We start from the raw sequence: 18,641 nt of genomic DNA, 5'->3' as shown, positions 1-18,641 counted from the left end.
CATGGAAAAGTTAGTACCGAGGTTACGGTTTCCGGGGTTTGAGGGGGAGTGGGAACTAAGAAAGTTAGGGGAGCTAATTGAGATAAAGAGCGGAGTAAGTCCGTCCAATTATCTTATTGAAGATAATGGTCGATATCCATTTGTAAAGGTTGAAGAACTAAACAACTGCGATAAATATCAGGCATTTAGTCGATTTTATTCAAATAATAAGAAGAATCTGATTCCAAAAAATTCGATTATCTTTCCAAAAAGAGGGGCTGCAATTTTAAATAACAAAGTTCGCATTAATGCTGTCGATATCTTGATGGACAGCAATATGATGGCGCTTATTCCAACAAATATTGATTCCGAATTTCTATTTTACAAAATTTTAGATGAGAAATTATACGAAATAGCTGACACCTCGACTATACCTCAAATCAATAATAAACATATTGAACCATATAAGATTATAATCCCTAAAAAAGATGAGCAAATTAAAATTTCGGCTTTCTTAAAACTATTTGAAGATAGACTAAACTTGTTACTAAAAAAGAAAACCCTTTTAGAGCAATATAAAAAAGGGATGATGCAGCAAATCTTTAGTCAGGAGGTTCGGTTTAAGGATGATGATGGTGGAGATTTTGGGGAGTGGGAGGAAAAGAATTTGGGAGAGATTGGCCAAAGTTATATTGGCTTGACCTATTCGCCAGATGATGTCGTGGAGGAAGACGGAATTTTAGTATTAAGGTCATCCAACATTCAGGATGGCGTGATAACTTTTCAGGATAATGTGTTTGTAAATGCGGAAATCTCGGAAAAGAACTTCGTTAAAGAAAATGATATATTGATTTGTGCAAGGAACGGAAGCAAGCATTTAATTGGAAAATGTGCCATTATTAAAAAAGAGCATGAGGGATATGCCTTTGGCGCTTTTATGACAATATACAGAAGCAATTATAATCGTTTTTTATTTCACTTTTTTAAATCAGATTTCTTTATAAAGCAAGTTCATGAGCATTTGGGGGCAACTATAAATCAAATTACTACCAAAAGCCTAAATGGTTTTATATTTCCATTCCCACCCGTGAAAGAACAAACCAAAATCGCCAATTTCTTATCTGCGATTGATGATAAGATTGCGTTGGTTGGGAAGGAAATTGCCGGGATGGAGAATTGGAAGAAGGGGTTGTTGGGGGAGATGTTTGTGTAGGAGTTTACAGTTAACGAAACAATAATAAACAATGGGCCTATTTAATTTTTTCAGGAAAAAGGCAAAAGCGTCGGATGACGACACCGACAATTTTATGGCACGCATGGAGGCCATGGTAGCGCAAATCAGGGAGGCAGAAGGGACGCACGATGATGAGCTGCCCAATCACCAGGGTGAATATGGCTTCTCCACAGACAACCCAATACTGCTTACCAGTGTTTCTGAATCAAGAAAGTACCTGGATAAACTGATTTATATCAAGCCGGGCTCCTCCCAATACCGCTGGGAGCGAACCGGTGCGGTACGCAGCAACATCGTCAGCACGCCAATTGACCAATACAATTTGTTAGATGCTGATTTTAATGTTGTTACAACCATTTACATCTGGCCTTACAACAAGGTAAATTCCAAAAAAGTGCCGGAGGGTTTTGGTTTAATGGATGTGGATTGACGATGGTTGTATAGCCTTTTTATTGTAAACGGACTGTTTATTGGTAAGTGGGGGGTGTGACGGAGGAAGAACACATTACAATCGTAAATTTTCTATCTGTTAGATTTTAACATTGGGTTGGTTGAGGAGGAGATTGAAGGGATGGAGAAATGGAAGAGGGGGTTGTTGGGGGAGATGTTTGTGTGAAAGAAATAGATAAAGAAAGCATAATAGCAATAAATAAAAATGCAAACTGAAAGATAAGATTATAATGGGTATAGAGTTAGAATTTTTCCCTACGGCAGTTCCATATTTTCGCAAGTTTGTTGAATCAAATATGCCAGATTTCTTAATTCATATGAGAGAGTATAGAACATACCCTCAAGGTGGATATGGATCGTTTTATCGTGATAATGAGGTAATTCAAGTTCTAATCAATATTTATCATAATATAGACGAAACTTTCGGCGATTTATTAATTCCGCAAACATTCGCATCACCCAAGTCATTAGCAAAAGCGTGGGAAAGTTTTTACATCTTTTTAAAAAATGATGATAAGTTATTTGATGATATCTATTCGAAACTTTCACCGGAAAATTCAGATGACGAAGATTACTTCTTCCCCGTTATTTTAACGTCAATTGATCAAGATAGAAAGAAAGTTATTGAAATGCTTGAATTTATTCTTGCATTAGGTGAGGTCGCCAAGTTTTTAAAAAATCCAGCGGTTGACATTGACGAAAAGAAAATAGAATTTAAAGCGGTTCCTCAACGTGTTTTTGATGTCGTGATTATCACTGCAATTATAAAAGAATATTTGGCTGTTGTCGAATTGCTAAACAATGGGTTTACTCCAAATTTTCACGATCCTTCAAGAACTACTTATTTCCAAGGTATTTTTACACTAGAAAGTGGTGCAGAGATTAAAGTACTTGTGGTCTGTTCTAATCAAATGGGTATGACTTCAGCGGCCTCCTTAGCGTCGAAGGTAATTTCAAGATTTACACCAAAATTAGTTGCTATGTGCGGAATTGCTGCAGGCATTTCAGGTAATATTGGCGACGTAATGATTCCAGACATTCTATGGGACTATGGGAGTGGAAAAAGCTCGTTAGAAGCTGAAGAAACAACTGTCCTCTTTTGGAAACGGACCAAAATTGTAGAAAAATTTTCTCCATACAGATTTCCAATAACCATTCAACAACAATTAATAGGGGCATTAATTCGCCTGACAAAACAATCGCTAATAAATGACACAGTATATAAACTTGGATCCCACTTAAAATTTGATGGAAAAGCAGAGAAAATAAGGGCGCACATTGGACCATTTGTATCGGGTTCAGCAGTTATAGCAAATGATAAATTATTAGAACAAATAAAAAATCAAGATGGAAAATTAATAGGATTTGATATGGAGGCTTTTGCAATAGCATACGCCGCAAGTGTATCTGATATAACGCCACAACCAATCGCATTTATAATTAAATCTATTTCAGACTTCGGCAATATGAAGAAAAGCCACATGGAAAAAGATAAGCATCAGGAATATGCTGCATTCACAAGCGCAAATTATTTACACCAATTAATAATTAAAAATGGTTCGCTATTTAATTTGGAGTAAAGTTGATAAAGATTAAGTTGTTGAAAATAATCGAGGAAATTGAGGGGCTTGGAGATTCGGAAGAAGGGGTCGTTGGCGGGAGATGTTAGTTTAATAAATTTTAAAAATAATTAATTTATGGTAGTACCGGCAAGTTATATTGTAGAAACAGTGGATTTAACATCTAACGATGCATTACTTCCATTATTTGAAAGTTTAGTAAATTCCATAATAAGTTTGCACCAATCTAATGTTGTCGATAAGGAAATTCAGATAAAAATTGTTAGAGGAGATTTGCCATTTCAGACAAATATTGAAAACATTCCAACGATTCAATCAATCATAATTACTGATAATGGAATTGGATTCAATGAATCTAATTACAGGTCTTTCGAAACCCCTTTTTCAAAAACCAACAAGGATTTTGGTTGTAAAGGAATTGGAAGATTTACGGTAATGGCGGCTTTCAATTCGATAAAAGTAAGAAGTAATTATATGGAAGGTTCTGTTTGGAAATATAGAGAATTCAGTTGTGATGCAGAGAATGAAATAAAACCTGTGACTTTAGAATTATCTGAAAATCAAGAATGGAAGACAACTGTCGAATTAAGAGATTGTTTTAATCCAATCATAAAAGATAATACAGCATTAAGTCTTGAGGCGATCTCGAATGAGATAATGCACCATTGTTTAATTTATTATTTAAGCGACGAGTTGCCAAAGATAACAATCTTTGAATCCGAAGAAAAAAAGGGAGAAATTATAAATGAACTTTACCAACGTGTATCTAAAGATAATGAAAGAGTGTTTAAAGTTGGTAATCAAAGTTTCAGGGCCTACATTACAAAAGTTGCAAAAGAAGGAAACAGACGAAATCATTATGCATATTATTGTGCTAATTCCAGAGTGGTTGGACAACCGAAAAACATTGGTAAAATAAATAGTTTATTTAATTATCCGCTTTTAATTAATGGAAAGCCTTATTTGTTAGAAGTATATGTAGTGTCTGAGTATTTTAATAAAAATGTGTACAAAGCCAGAAATGGTTTTGCCATTCCGTTGGAAAAGGAAAACCAAATTTTTGAATTTTCAAATAAGATTTCTTTTGAAGAAATTGAGGAGGAGCTCGTTAAAATATTAGAGGAAGAATACGATGACCATGTAAGAGATTCAAAAGAGAAAAGTCAAACGGAACTACAAAATTACATTTATGACAAAGCACCACGATTTAGGAGTTTAGCTAAAAATAAAGAATTGCTCAGTACAATTCCACCAAATTTACCTGATGATAAAAAAGAAGAGTTTCTTTATAAAATATCTTTTAATGCACGAAGAAATGTTGAGAAGAATATACAGGAATTTATTGACAATAAACAAATTACTGAGGAATCAATTGAAATTATAAAGAACGATCTTCGTGATAAAACTGCTTACGATGTTGATAGTTTAGCCGATTACATGATGCGGCGGAAAGCAATTATTAGGCTTTTTGAAAAGTTTTTAGAAGCGGATATAGACGGCAAATACAAATTAGAAGCTGATATTCATAATTTAATATTCCCGATGGGAATTACAAATAATGATGTTGACTATGAAACACATAATTTGTGGCTTCTAGATGAAAGATTTCTAATGTACAAATTTGTTGCATCAGATAAGTCAATTACTTCGATGAGCCAAAAGAAAAGTAGTAAAGAGCCTGACTTATTGCTTTTAGACGAAAACCCACTTATGTTTGACAATCCAATTGGTTTCGCAGATAAAAGCAATGGCGATGTTGGTTCGATGGTGATATTTGAATTTAAACGTCCCGGGAATATTGCTCACCAAAAAAATAAAACAGATTATCGATGGGAGTTTTCGCTTCTTGTTGAGCCATATTTTGATGATTTTTTATACTCTCCCGACAAAAAGAACTATAAAGGTAAGCAGGTAATTCTTAAAAAAGAAACGCCAAAATTTGGATATATAATCATAGATGTAATTCCTCCTCAACTTGAACAATATAATTTGGATAAAGGTTGGAATAAAACTCCTTTCGGCTCATACTATAAAATGGAACCAAACAAAAACATGCATTTAGAGGTAATGACATTTACTAAATTATTGGAATTTGCTACAAGCAGACATTCACCATTTTTCGACCGGTTGTTTTCCGTATAAAATTCACTTCAAAACTGTTTTAGAAGTCTTTTCTACATTACAAATATTAACTAGCGTATATAAATGAACTTAGGAAAACCAATATTAGAAGAATTATTTAATAAACAAATTAGATTTAGGATTCCTGTTTTTCAACGCCATTACGTCTGGAACGAGCATGACCAATTGATACCGTTATGGGAAGATTTCCTAAATAAATATAACGAGCGATTTAACAAGCAAAAAATTCATCCGCATTATACAGGGTCAATTGTTCTATTCCAAGAAACGACAACCACAAGCACCCTATCAACTTATAGTGTAATTGATGGTCAGCAAAGGCTGACTACTTTTCAGATTTTAATAGCATCTTTTAGAGAGATTTGTAGAAAGTATGTTGGAGACGAAAATTTAATTAAAGAACTTGATAAATTTCTGTTCAATGAAAAATCATTCGGTGACAGTGATTATGATACACAGAAATTTAAACTCGAACCCACAAAATTTAATAAAGAGGTTTTCAAAATTATTATTGATAATACTTATGAGCAAGTAGAAGAGCTGCTTATTACTCCAATATTATCAGAATATGGCTATGGTCATAGAACATATAGACAGGCGGCAAAGAACAGAAGTAAGATGCTGGCCGCATATCTTTTTTTCTACGAGAAACTTGAAGATTTTATAACAGGTACAAAGCGCGATATGACTGAGCTTATACTTCAGTTTTTGTTGGTTCTCAAAAGAGATTTTCAGTTTGTCGAAATCGGACTTACTCAACATGATGATCCCCAGATGATTTTCGAAACTATGAATGGGCGCGGTGCGTCGTTGACCGAAACCGACCTGATAAGGAACTATATTTTCATGCGTGCGAACAGCAGTCATGAGGATTTAGATAAAATTTATGATAAATATTGGAATGAATTTGATGATCCGGAGTCAAATTTCAAATGGCATGAAAAAATAAGCCGAGGCAGGTACTTTGAGTCGAGTTTACAATTCTTTATGATTGATTACCTCACTCTTAAACTGCAAATTGAGATGAGATATGATCAGGTATTTTATCATTATAAGCTGTTTATAATCAATAACTCTGATTTTGTAACGGTAGAAGATGAGCTAAAAGAATTATGCCGCTATGGTAAGATATTTAAAAGGCTTACCAGGCCTGATGGCGAAAGTAAATTTGATAGACTTGCCGGCAGATTAATTGATATGGGAATATCCACTATCTATCCATTAATATTATTTATTGAAGGAGACACAGAAATTTCCGAAGAGAACAAAGGAAAGATTTACGAATATTTAGATTCATACGTCACCAGACGTTTTTTATGTGGCTACACAACAAAAAATTACAATAATGTCTTCTTGGAATTTTTAAAATTTCTGACTAAAAATAAGGATGCTGACGCATTCAAAGAGCACCTTAAGGCGAAAACTGCCGAAACTAACCTGTGGCCATCAGATAACATTTTTATGGATAGACTTCTAGAAAGGCCGCTCTATATTGAAGAACGGAACAGAACAAAAAGTATTTCCAATATATTATTAGAAGTTGAGCATTCAATAAGGGGAAGTAAGCAGGAAGCTGTGAAATTTTTTAATCACGGTCTAACAATTGAACATTTGTTACCACAAACATGGTATGAGCATTGGCCATTAGACGGTATTGATATATCGGAAGAAGATTTCAATATAGCAGTGCATGCTGTTATGACGGAAGATGATAAAAATGGAAAGTTTCATAAAATTCAAAACCGAAATAGGTTATTGCATTCCATTGGCAACTTAACAATACTTACAAGCGCGTTGAATCCGAGTGTAAGCAATAGTCCATTTGAAATCAAAAAACAGGAAATAGCGCAACATTCAACTGTTCTTTTAAATACTTATTTTCAAAATAAACCTGATTGGGGCGAAGCTCAAATTGTGGAAAGAAGCAAATACCTAATCGACAAGCTCAAGCAAATATGGAAAGTTTAAATTTAAGGTTATGAAAAAACACTATCAAGAAATCGTCGACGAAGTATTTGGATCAATGTACAAACATCGTACACTTAGAACATTGTTTGATCCCGGCTCGTATGAATATTCACAAACAACCATTGAAAAAAAAAGGGAGATTTTAAACAAACTTTTGGAGAGCGGTAAAATTACGATACAGGAAATTGAAAAGGGATATAAGCATTTCTATGGCAAAGAACTTTCAAAAAAAGCTTATGTTTCAGACTCATTTGATGAAGGTTTAAAAATTATAAGCGACAAAACGGATTTCAAATAATAGTTTATGGAAGTACAGTCAGTTGACATACAAGAACCAGTGATTTTAATCAGGATTAATAAAGCATATCAATCCGGGTTCACGGATAAGGAGCTTTATGAATATACACGCGGCAGATGGAAACTAAATCCTGAGCGTGCTAAAAAAGCTACCTATGGAATCGCTGTATACAAAGGCATTATTCGGGAAGTTTATGAAATCACTGGTGTCCATCCAGCGGGAACAACTATAACTACTAGGAGTATAAAAAGCAACAGCGGTTTAGATACTAGAGAAAGTCTTATCAAACGCTTTGAATTTGAGGGACTTTTAGCGCCCACCGATGTTAGGGGAAAATATTTGAATAAGTCTGTCAAACATTATTTTGTTCGTGGTAATTCAAATCCAATAAATTATGTGAACCTCTGATCATTAACCCATGACCTCCCATCCGAACAAATCCCCTAACAAAACCTTATCGCCCAATTGGTTGCCAATGGCCATGAGATGTTTATATCCCGGACGAAAAGGATTTGCCTGCAAAAAGAGAAACCAGGACATCCACCAAATGACCTTTCGTTTGTGCTTTTTAACAAAAATAGTCCTTGTCTCTTTTTTTATGTTACAAAGCCAATATATTTGCGCTGTAATGCTTAATTAAAGTCGCTTATGAAGCAAGTTTACTTTTTATTTTCCTGCCTGCTGGCTTTCCCATTTTCTTCAGGTGCCCAAAATTTCGCATGGGTACGGGAGGTCAGGGGCAATCAATATGAATACGATGACTTTATTATCGGGCAGGCCGTTGATGATGACCAAAACAGTTATATATTGGGCGATACGGAGTCGTATACTTTTGATATGGATCCCACGCCTGACGGTGTAGATATTATAGACAATTTTAATATCCAGAATCTCGGGGCTACATACCTCCTGAAGCTGGATGCGGATGGTAATTATCTCTGGGGGCACATGTTCGGGGACTACCGGCGAGGCGATCATGCCATTGACATCAAGATTGGTACTGATGGGAATATCTATGCGATGTTAACCATACAGCATCATCATCCAACGCAAAATGTCATCAACGGTTTTTTTGAGATTTACAAGATATCCCCCGATGGTACTATTTTGTCTACTGTTTCCATTCCCCGAAACTATGGAAATAACAACAACATCTCTGCGGATTCATTTGACCTTGACAGCCAGAACAATATGTTTATATCTGGGTATTTCACGAATAATATTACGTTAAGCGCTTCCAATCCTGATCTCAACTTAAGCATCACGGGTATTGGGAATTATGTCATGAAGCTTGATCCGGCAGGAAACTTTATCTGGACCAAGCAAATCGATGTCCATCATAATGATTATTCCATGCTTCAGGTCAGGCCGGATGACAATATTAACCTTATCCTGCCTAAGTCCTCCAATTATATCCTTTACAATATCGATGGTGCCACCAAAGCCACCTTGTGGGAAAAGGAGTTCGATCACCATGAGCCGTTGGCTTATAAAGTGTCAGATAACGGAATTGTTATTCTGGGTGACAAAACCTACTATACCACGACCGATATTGATGTTGATTTGTCTGCCAATAATGCGATTGTAAGCGGAAGATGCCAATTCATGCTTTTCATGGACCTCGATGGCAATTTTGTTGAAGTTAAGCGCTTTGGGATAGTGAATAATACTGACGGATTTTCGTTTAGCGCAATCAATGTAGACGCTGCCGGCAGGTACACTTTTGGTGGCTGGTATCACGGAACCATGGACTTTGACGCTTCCGCAAATACGAACGTCCTGAACTCCGGCTATTTTGGCGATGCTTTCCTGCTTAAGTATGACGAGAACCGTAATTTTCAAAGCGTTATTAAATTTGGGCAGGAACTCCCATTGCAGACTCCGTATAATATCTGCGATAAATTCAGGATAAGGAAAATTGCTGTAGTGGATGACGAAAACTATTTGGTAGGAGAATATAACAGGGTCTGCGATTTTGATCCTTCGCCAACTTCTTACACATCACTGGATTCGCTCAATCCTGCTACTTACAATTACAATGGGTTTATACAGAAACTGGGGCCCTGTAATCCTGCTATGCCTGCGGCAAGCCCGACGCAGCAATTCTGCAACTCACAAAATGCAACCATCAGTAATTTAACCCCTTATTCCCAAACCACGCATTGGTATGATGCGCCAACAGCAATTACACCGTTGACGGGTACGACCCTGTTAGTGGATGGCCACGTGTATTATGTGTCAAGGCAAATAGGCTCCTGCCCTGAAAGTCCAAGAATGGCTGTCACAGTCAGTATACTGCCTACACCTGCACCCCCTGTTGCGGTTGACCAGACTTTCTGCGAAAGTGAGTCGGCTAAAATATCTGACCTTGTGGCTACCGGGCAAAATCTTAAATGGTATCAAACCGCTACGAGCACTGCTGCTTTGTCGGCTACAACACCATTGCAAAATAACACGATTTATTTTGTATCACAATTTATAGGCTGCGAAAGCCCAAGAACTTCGGTGCAGGTTACCATCAATAGTACTCCGGAACCCGTGGCTGCGTCACCACAGTCATTTTGCATGCAAGATGCCGCAACAATCAGTAATCTTGGGGTTGCAGGGCAAAATATAAGATGGTATGATTCTGTTACGGGAGGAAATATTATTAGCGGAAATCCTTTAATACAGGACGGCGTTACCTATTATGCCTCGCAGGAGATTAATAACTGCGAAAGTTTACGGGTTGCGGTAACCGTTCATGTGTATGCTACATCTGTGCCTGTCGCCACAAGCCCTCAAAGCTTTTGCTCCGTTCAGAATCCGGTGCTTAGTGATCTAGCTGTGACGGGAAGCGGTATACAATGGTACCTTTCGGCTTCAGGCGGTACGGCTTTACCTGCCAGTACTTCGCTTACAAACGGAAGTATTTATTATGCCTCACAAACGCTGAATAATTGTGAAAGCATTGGCAGGATACCGATTGCCGTAGCGCTTATTACCACGCTTAATGCCAATGATTATCACAATTTCATCTGTGATGACCTGAACGACGGAACTGAAGTAATTGACCTAAGTGATTACAATCAACAATTACTGTCGGATATCTCAAATGCTACTTTTACCTATTATCATTCGCAGGCAGGTGCGGAACTTCTCAGCACATCGGACCAGATTAATACACCTTCGCAATATCCATTGTCGTTAGGCGTCAACGATATCTACGTGAGGATTACGTCAGCCAATGGATGTTCGCAGGTTGTTCAACTGTCGTTAACGGTGGTGGCGATGCCTGTAATCCAATTGCCTGATATTGTGCCGATATGTGAAAATACAGAAATTACCATCGACGCGGGACCCGGATTTAACAGCTACATGTGGTCAGGCGGGGAAACTACGCGTACGATTAGAGTTTCGGATACCGGCCCGTTTACTGTCAGCGTAGCAACAGTACATGGCAGTGTAGTGTGTAGTGACACGAAAAGCTTCAGTGTCGTAAAATCTGACGTGGCGGTGATTAACGACGTGACTGTCCAAGATTGGAGTGATGACGAAAATACAATTACGGTTCTGGCTGCCGGAAGCGGAGATTACGAATATTCGATAGATGGTACAGGTTTCCAGGACCAAAATGTTTTCGACGGAGTTCCCAGTGGTATTTATACGGTTTATGTTCGCGATAAGAACGGTTGCGGTGTGGTGTCGCAAGATATAGTGCTGTTGATGTATCCGAGGTTTTTTACGCCCAATGGTGATGGATATAATGATTATTGGCAGGTTAAATTTTCAGTTCTCGAGCCTCTATTAAACGTACGTATATTTGACCGGTATGGAAAGCTGATTCACCAGATGCCATACAATGGGCATTGGGATGGGAAGTATAACGGAGCCGAATTGCCGGCTGATGATTACTGGTTTGTGGTCACACGTTCGAACGGGAAAGTGGAACGCGGCCACTTCAGCCTTAAAAGATAATATAAATGACCTCCCAATCCGAACAGATCCTCGAACAAAACCTTATCGCCCAGCTTGTAGCCAATGGCTATGACAAGGCGTATATCCGAGATGAAAAGGATTTGCTCGCGAACCTAAAGACGCAGTTGGAAAAACACAATAACAAACGTTTTTCTGATACCGATTTCCAGCAGATCCTGAACCACCTGACCAAGACGAATAATGTATTTGAGAAGGCCAAACTGCTGCGGGATCGGTTTGCTTTCCGCAATGACAGCAACGAAGTCGTGTATGTCGAGTTCCTGAATATGGAGCACTGGTGCCAGAACCAGTACCAGGTTACCAACCAGGTCACGATGGAAGGCAGTTTTAAGAACCGCTATGATGTGACGCTGCTGATTAACGGGATACCAATGGTGCAGATTGAATTGAAGCGCCGTGGGCTCGAAATGAAAGAGGCGTACAACCAGATCAGCCGGTACAGCAAGCACTCTTTTGGCGCGTCGCTGGGGCTGTTTAACTTCATACAGCTGTTCGTCATCAGTAATGGCGTGAATACGAAATACTTCAGCAACTTCACAGGACAGCAACCCGACTTTAAGCAGACGTTTTACTGGACCGATGAAAACAACAAGCGGATTTCGCAACTCGCCGACTTTACGAATAGCTTTCTAGAAAAGTGCCATTTGTCCAAGATGATCACCAAGTACATTGTGCTGCACGAGACCGACAAGGCACTCATGGTGCTGCGGCCGTACCAGTACTTCGCCGTAGAGAAGATCATTGAACGGGTGAAGACTACGAACAGGAATGGTTATATCTGGCATACGACCGGATCGGGAAAGACGCTGACTTCATTCAAGGCCAGCCAGATCCTGTCGAAACTGCCTAAAGTGGATAAGGTGGTGTTTTGTGTGGACCGCCGTGACCTGGATTACCAGACTTCCAAAGAGTTTAATGAGTTTTCGCCGGGCAGTGTGGATGGTACACATAATACCAAATCGCTGGTCAGCCAGTTTGCGGATGACAGTACGCGCCTCATCGTCACAACGATACAGAAATTGTATACGGCAGTGACCAAGGAGCAGCACCTGAAGACGATGGACAAGCTCAAAGACAGGAAGGTCGTGTTTATTTTTGATGAGTGCCACCGCTCGCAGTTTGGTGATACGCATAAAAAGATTAAGGCGTATTTCAGCAATTACCAGATGTTTGGATTTACAGGTACACCAATCTTTGTAGACAATGCGGTTTCCAAAGCGGGAAAGAAGCATACGACGGCAGCGCTGTTCGACGAGAAGCTGCACCAGTATGTTATCACTGATGCCATTAAGGATGAGAATGTACTGCGGTTCTCGGTAGAATACGTTGGGAAGTACCGCGAGAAAGACGGTTCGCGAAACGAAATCGACATTGAAGTTGAAGCCATAGACACGCAGGAACTCATGGAGAGTCCGCAACGGTTGGAGAAGATTGCAGACTACATCATACAGCAACATCCTGTCAAGACGCATCGCGGGCAATTTACGGCGATGTTCTGCGTGAGCAGCGTGGAGCTGCTGATCAAGTACTACGATATTTTCAGGCGTCTGAAGCAGGAGGGCCGGCATGACCTGAACACGGCTACTATCTTTAGCTATGGTGCCAATGAGGATGATAAAGAGGAATTCGGAGCCATGGATTTTCAGGACTTCGATGTGATTGCCGACCCGGGAGGAAAACCTTATGCATCTTACCACACGCGCGATAAGCTAGAAGCCTACATCGGGGAATACAATAAGGATTACCAAACCAATTATACGACGAAGGACAGTGATTCCTTTTACAACTACTATAAGGATGTGTCGGATAGGGTCAGGAAGCGGAAGATCGACCTGCTTTTTGTGGTAAACATGTTCCTGACCGGATTTGACAGCAAGAGCTTAAACACGCTGTTTGTGGACAAAAATCTCCGTTACCATGGACTGATACAGGCCTACTCGCGCACCAACAGGATATATGGGCAGAAGAAGTCACAAGGCAATGTGGTTGTGTTCCGCAATCTTAAAAAGGCTACTGATGATGCCATTGCGCTGTTCTCGAACAAGGAGGCGAAGGAGATTATTATCATGAAGCCGTATGTGAACTATGTGGATGATTTTAATGCCGCTTATGACAAGCTTTTGGCTATTGCACCTGCGGTGGATTCGGTAGACGATTTGGCCAGCGAGGATCAGGAGCTGGAATTTATCAAGGCGTTCCGGGAGTTGCTCAGACTGCGCAACGTGATTGCTTCCTATGCTGATTTTACTTTTGACGACCTTGACATCGAAGAACAGCAGTTTGAGGATTATAAGAGTAAGTACCTGGATTTGTATGATAAGGTCAGGACTTCCAAGGAAAAAGTATCGGTGCTTGATGAAGTCGATTTTGAGTTGGAATTAATCCACCGCGATGACATCACGGTCGCATACATCCTGAACCTATTGGCGAAACTGAACGCTATGTCGCTCGAAGAAAAACAGCGCAAGCAGAAAGAAATCCTCGATTTAGTTGCCGGCGATGTCAGGTTGAGGAGCAAGCGGGAACTTATCGAGAAATTCATTACAGAGAATTTGCCGTTGATTGCGGATGACAGCATCGAAGAGCAGTTCGAAAGCTTTATGGATGCTGAAAAGCAAAAGGCGTTTGACCAGTTTGTAGCACAGGAGCAGCTCGATGGTGACAAGTTAAAAATGTTGGTTGAGAACTACCTGTTTTCCCAACGGACACCGACCACACAAGAGGTGATTGAGACGCTGGAAAGCCAGCCTTCCGTCCTCCATCGGAAAACAATTGGAGAAACACTGCTATTGAAATTCAGGAGTTTTGTCGATACTTTTTTTGGGGAGTAGGCACTTTTGTAAGCGAATCGTGTACCCGATGAAAGTGTCCAAACATTTTCTTCCGAAAAAAAACTTCTCGTCATTGAAAAACCCGAAGCCTTACGCTCCGGGTTCCTTCATCCAATCGTATAAATTAAGTTACAGCTTGTTGATGTAATTGCTGTACAGATCCTTAAACTGATACCCCACCGCAATCCGGTCCTTGCTCAGTTTCTCATATTCCACCAGCCCCCAGAGCAGGAATTCCTTGAAGAAATATTTTTCTTCGGGCAGGCAGCCGGGCTGGTATTTCTGCAGTAAGGCTTCCAATGGCGCAACGGCATCCAGTTGTTGTTTGTAGGCGTCATCCGTCGCATCGTCGAGGAGCTCGAAACCCGTTTCGGTAAAAAACCATTCGAGCAATGGCGCATACGGACTCGCAGTGGCATCGCGTTCAAGCTTTTCTATTTTAGGAAAATACCCAGGGAACAGCGTATGAATCGCATCGCTTATGAGGTGCTGTGCCACTACGGCCGCGCCTTCCTGTTCGCCCTCGTACACAAGTTCCACTTTTCCGGTAATCGACGGGATAATCCCCATAAAGTCGGACAGGCGTACCGTGGTGGTGTCAGTCCCTGCCAGCAATGCCCTGCGTTCGGCGGTACTGATCAGGTTTTGATAGGCCGTGATGCTCATACGCGCACTCACGCCGCTTTTGGCATCGATATATTCGCTTTCGCGTGCCTCAAAACTGATTTGCTCGAGTAAGTCTTTGGCGAGTGCAGGCACCAAAACAGCCCCTGCCTGTTGCGCATCCAGCCTGGCTTCCTGCTGCGTAATGCTGCGGGCCACGGCTAACGTTTCAGGATAATGCGTCAGGATCTGGGAGCCGATACGGTCTTTCAAAGGGGTAACGATGTTCCCGCGGTTCGTATAATCTTCAGGATTCGCGGTGAATACAAACTGCATATCAAGGGGCATCCTGATCTTAAATCCACGGATCTGGACGTCGCCTTCCTGCAGGATGTTGAACAACGCCACCTGGATACGCGCCTGCAGGTCGGGCAATTCGTTGATGACAAAAATGCAGCGGTTCGCTCTTGGGATCATACCGAAGTGAATCACACGGTCATCGGCATAGGATAGTTTCAGGTTGGCCGCTTTAATGGGATCAACATCCCCGATAAGATCGGCAACGGTAACATCAGGTGTGGCCAGCTTTTCAAAAAAGCGGTCAGATCGGTGTACCCAGGCAATGGGGGTGTCGTCACCCTTTTCGGCAATGAGGTCTTTGGCAAAGCGCGAAATGGGTTCAAGCGGATCGTCATTGATTTCAGAGCCTGCGACGATGGGGATGTATTCGTCAAGCAGTCCGACCATTTTACGGGCCAGCCGCGTTTTCGCCTGACCCCTTAGCCCCAACAGGTTGATGTTGTGGCGTGATAAGATGGCGCGCTCCAGTTCAGGGATGACTGTATTCTCAAAACCATACACGCCTTCAAAAACAGGCTGTCCTGATTTTATCCTGAGGCGCAGGTTGTCGCGCAGTTCGTCTTTGATGCTTTTGGAGGTATAGCCTGATTGTTTTAAGGCTACGAGTGTGGTGGTGTTTTCTATATTCATGTTACTTTTTTTATTTTTTAACCAAACAGAAACACAGGTCTCATTTGAATGGTTGTGGCATTTCATTTAGGATAGCGTGTCTGGATAAGTCCGCGGACACCGGTTCCGGCAGCACTATGTTGCTATGTTGTGAGTTATTATCAAATCAATTGATTTTCTTCTTCCGGTTCGTCTCATAATCGGCAAAAATCATTTCCCCGAGGCCTTTGAGTCCGGTATAGAACGCCTTCCCCTGGTTGGCTTCGGTAAATTTATTGACGAACTGCTGCAGGTACGGGTCGCTGGCAATCATAAAAGTGGTGATCGGGATGTGCAATTTCCGCGCCTGCGCCGCCTGATTGTAGCATTGCTCGGTGATGTATTCGTCCAGCCCATTGCTGTTCATGTAGTAGGTGCCGTCTTTTTCACGCACACAGCTGGGCTTGCCATCGGTAATCATAAAAATCTGCTTGTTGGTGTTGCGCTTCCGGCGCAGCATGTCCATCGCCAATTGCAAACCCGCGACGGTGTTGGTATGGTAAGGCCCGACCCTCAGGTAAGGCAGATCCTTGATGGCAATCGGCCACGCATCATTGCCAAACACCAGAATGTCAAGGGTATCCTTAGGATAGCGCGTGGTAATCAGTTCTGCCAAAGCCATGGCTACTTTCTTCGCCGGGGTAATCCTGTCTTCGCCATACAGGATCATACTGTGGCTGATGTCAATCATCAGGATGGTACTCATCTGGGCTTTGAACTGTGCATCCTCAACGACCAGGTCATTTTCGGTGAGTTGGAAATGATCTAGGCCATTATTGATTTGTGCGTTGCGCAGGCTCTCGGTTACCGATATACTGTCCAAGGCATCGCCGAAGGCATAGGCCCGGAATTCCCCCGTCAGCTCATCGCCGCTGCTCGAATACTTCGTGCCGTGATTCCCCCTACCCGATTTGTTGAGATTGCCGAAAATCTGATCCAGTGCCTGCTGACGGATTGCGCGTTCGGTCTTCGCGGTGATGCCGGTTCCTGAGGTACCGTCGTCTTTAAGCACTTCGCGGATGTATCCCTTCTTCTTTAAATCTTCGATGAAGTCATCAATGGTATAGGCGTCGTCAGTGAGTTTATATTCCTCGTCCAATTGCCGAAGCCAATCGATCGCCTCATCGAAATCACCCGAAGTATGGGTGATCAGCTCTTTAAAAATACCAAAAAGTTTATCGAAAGGCGACAGCAATGGCGCGTCGTAAGGCTTGAAGAAAAATCCTTTTTTAGTATGCTGTTCCATAGCCAATAAAATTATCTCATAAACTTAAGAACCTTTATCAAACGAATGTTAATTCTTTCGTAAATGACGGCGCAGTATTCCGGTTAAAAGCCATCGTGCCGGAGGCCGCCGGCAACGAAGGCGTGACTGAAGCCGGACGCGACGTATTGAATAGTATATTAATGTGAAGCCGTCCTGTAACGGCTTGCGTACAAGCTGACTTTGGGGCGTATCGACCGGCGTCATGGCCGCACAATTCACTCCGGCACCCACCGGAACGAAACTACTGCCAATCCCCGCCCGCGAATCCTTTTTTAAACGCTGCCATCCGCTGCGCGGAAGTCCCATGCGTAAACGAATCCGGTACGACATGCCCCTGCAGCCGTTTCTGCAGCGCGTCATCCCCTACCGCATTGGCGGCACTGAGCGCCTCCTCGACATCGCCCGCCTCAAGCCATTGGTTGCGTCGTTGGCTGTGGTGCGCCCAGACGCCGGCATAGAAATCGGCCTGTAATTCCAGCTCTACAGAAAGCCTGTTGGCACCGCTTTCATCGGTCTGCTGCTGCAGGTCGTGGACTTTGTCCGATGTGCCCAGCAGGTGTTGCACATGATGGCCAATCTCATGGGCCAGCACGTAGGCAATGGCAAAGTCGCCTCCCTTGGCGCCAAAACGCGACTGCAGCTCTGTAAAGAACGCCATGTCCATGTACACTTTCTCGTCTTCGGGGCAATAAAACGGTCCTGCGGCTGACGTGGCATACCCACAGCCGGTACTGACGCCTTCGGTAAACAACACCAGCGTGGGCGGCTCATAGCTCATCCCCTGCTCCTGAAACAGCGCAGACCAAACGTCTTCCGTATCGGCGAGCACCACGCGCATAAACTGGCCAACTTCCTCCTCCTGTGCCGTCAGTGCCCGGGTTTGCTCCTGTTGGGTACCGGGATTCGCCTGTTGTAACAACTGTGAAGGGTCTGCGCCCGTAAGCAGGCTGTATATTACCGCGATGACGGCAAGAATCCCGCCTCCGGCCACTGCCTTTCCGCCGCCCGACATCCCGCGGCGGTCTTCCATATTTCCGCTTTCGCGGTGCCCAAACCATTTCATATGATCGTATTTTTTATGAAGGTAAGAAATAACGGGCTGACAGGAAAGCCATTGTAAACGATTGTGGGAAAGTTATAATACCACAACCGATGAGCCATGTATATTACTTTTTTTATGGCGCCTCCCGTTACGGCTTCCTCCGTCGCCGTACCGTGACCGCGCACTCCGCAGTGCATGGCACTTTGCTGCGGTCGCTGGCGCGGCGCCGCGTCACCCGCAGGCGCATCCGCCAAATCCCGA

General features: G+C 42.0%; 12 protein-coding genes. 9 read left to right on the top strand and 3 right to left on the bottom strand.

The features are described from left to right. Window position 1 precedes the first annotated feature (1 nt). From HYN48_RS07325 to HYN48_RS07285, 9 genes are all read left to right on the top strand, one after another. Complete coding sequence (locus HYN48_RS07325) at window positions 2-1,192, top strand: restriction endonuclease subunit S (protein WP_108370488.1); 1,191 nt, start codon at window positions 2-4, stop codon at window positions 1,190-1,192. Between the two features lie 31 nt (window positions 1,193-1,223). After that, window positions 1,224-1,643, top strand: a complete 420-nt coding sequence (locus tag HYN48_RS07320) for a hypothetical protein (protein ID WP_108370487.1) — start codon at window positions 1,224-1,226, stop codon at window positions 1,641-1,643. Between the two features lie 250 nt (window positions 1,644-1,893). After that, entirely contained in the window at window positions 1,894-3,243 is a 1,350-nt protein-coding gene (locus HYN48_RS07315; protein ID WP_108370486.1) for a 5'-methylthioadenosine/S-adenosylhomocysteine nucleosidase family protein, read from the top strand. 117 nt (window positions 3,244-3,360) lie between these two features. Further along, window positions 3,361-5,385, top strand: a complete 2,025-nt coding sequence (locus tag HYN48_RS07310; RefSeq protein ID WP_108370485.1) for a hypothetical protein — start codon at window positions 3,361-3,363, stop codon at window positions 5,383-5,385. Between the two features lie 63 nt (window positions 5,386-5,448). Continuing rightward, on the top strand, window positions 5,449-7,353 hold the full coding sequence (locus HYN48_RS07305; RefSeq protein ID WP_108370484.1) for a DUF262 domain-containing protein: 1,905 nt from the start codon (window positions 5,449-5,451) through the stop codon (window positions 7,351-7,353). A gap of 10 nt (window positions 7,354-7,363) precedes the next feature. Continuing rightward, complete coding sequence (locus tag HYN48_RS07300; protein ID WP_146171742.1) at window positions 7,364-7,651, top strand: hypothetical protein; 288 nt, start codon at window positions 7,364-7,366, stop codon at window positions 7,649-7,651. A gap of 6 nt (window positions 7,652-7,657) precedes the next feature. Then, on the top strand, window positions 7,658-8,059 hold the full coding sequence (locus tag HYN48_RS07295; protein WP_108370482.1) for a hypothetical protein: 402 nt from the start codon (window positions 7,658-7,660) through the stop codon (window positions 8,057-8,059). A gap of 240 nt (window positions 8,060-8,299) precedes the next feature. After that, window positions 8,300-11,608: a T9SS type B sorting domain-containing protein gene (locus HYN48_RS07290; RefSeq protein WP_108370481.1), complete on the top strand. Its 3,309-nt coding sequence runs from the start codon at window positions 8,300-8,302 to the stop codon at window positions 11,606-11,608. Window positions 11,609-11,613: 5 nt separating this feature from the next. Then, entirely contained in the window at window positions 11,614-14,460 is a 2,847-nt protein-coding gene (locus tag HYN48_RS07285; RefSeq protein WP_108370480.1) for a type I restriction endonuclease subunit R, read from the top strand. Between the two features lie 129 nt (window positions 14,461-14,589). On the opposite strand, the gene HYN48_RS07280 is transcribed toward HYN48_RS07285, so the two are convergent. The 3 genes from HYN48_RS07280 to ypfJ form a co-directional block, all read right to left on the bottom strand. Further along, window positions 14,590-16,053 (bottom strand): AAA family ATPase, encoded by a 1,464-nt coding sequence (locus HYN48_RS07280; RefSeq protein ID WP_108370479.1) that lies wholly within the window; start codon window positions 16,051-16,053, stop codon window positions 14,590-14,592. A 145-nt stretch (window positions 16,054-16,198) separates the two neighbouring features. Continuing rightward, window positions 16,199-17,317 (bottom strand): vWA domain-containing protein, encoded by a 1,119-nt coding sequence (locus HYN48_RS07275; protein WP_108370478.1) that lies wholly within the window; start codon window positions 17,315-17,317, stop codon window positions 16,199-16,201. A 262-nt stretch (window positions 17,318-17,579) separates the two neighbouring features. Continuing rightward, window positions 17,580-18,401, bottom strand: coding sequence for a KPN_02809 family neutral zinc metallopeptidase (gene ypfJ / locus HYN48_RS07270; RefSeq protein ID WP_108370477.1), 822 nt, complete (start codon window positions 18,399-18,401; stop codon window positions 17,580-17,582). Window positions 18,402-18,641: the final 240 nt, after the last annotated feature.

Source organism: Flavobacterium magnum, from assembly GCF_003055625.1.
Taxonomy (GTDB): domain Bacteria; phylum Bacteroidota; class Bacteroidia; order Flavobacteriales; family Flavobacteriaceae; genus Flavobacterium; species Flavobacterium magnum.
This window is presented reverse-complemented; position numbering and strand designations above follow the sequence as displayed.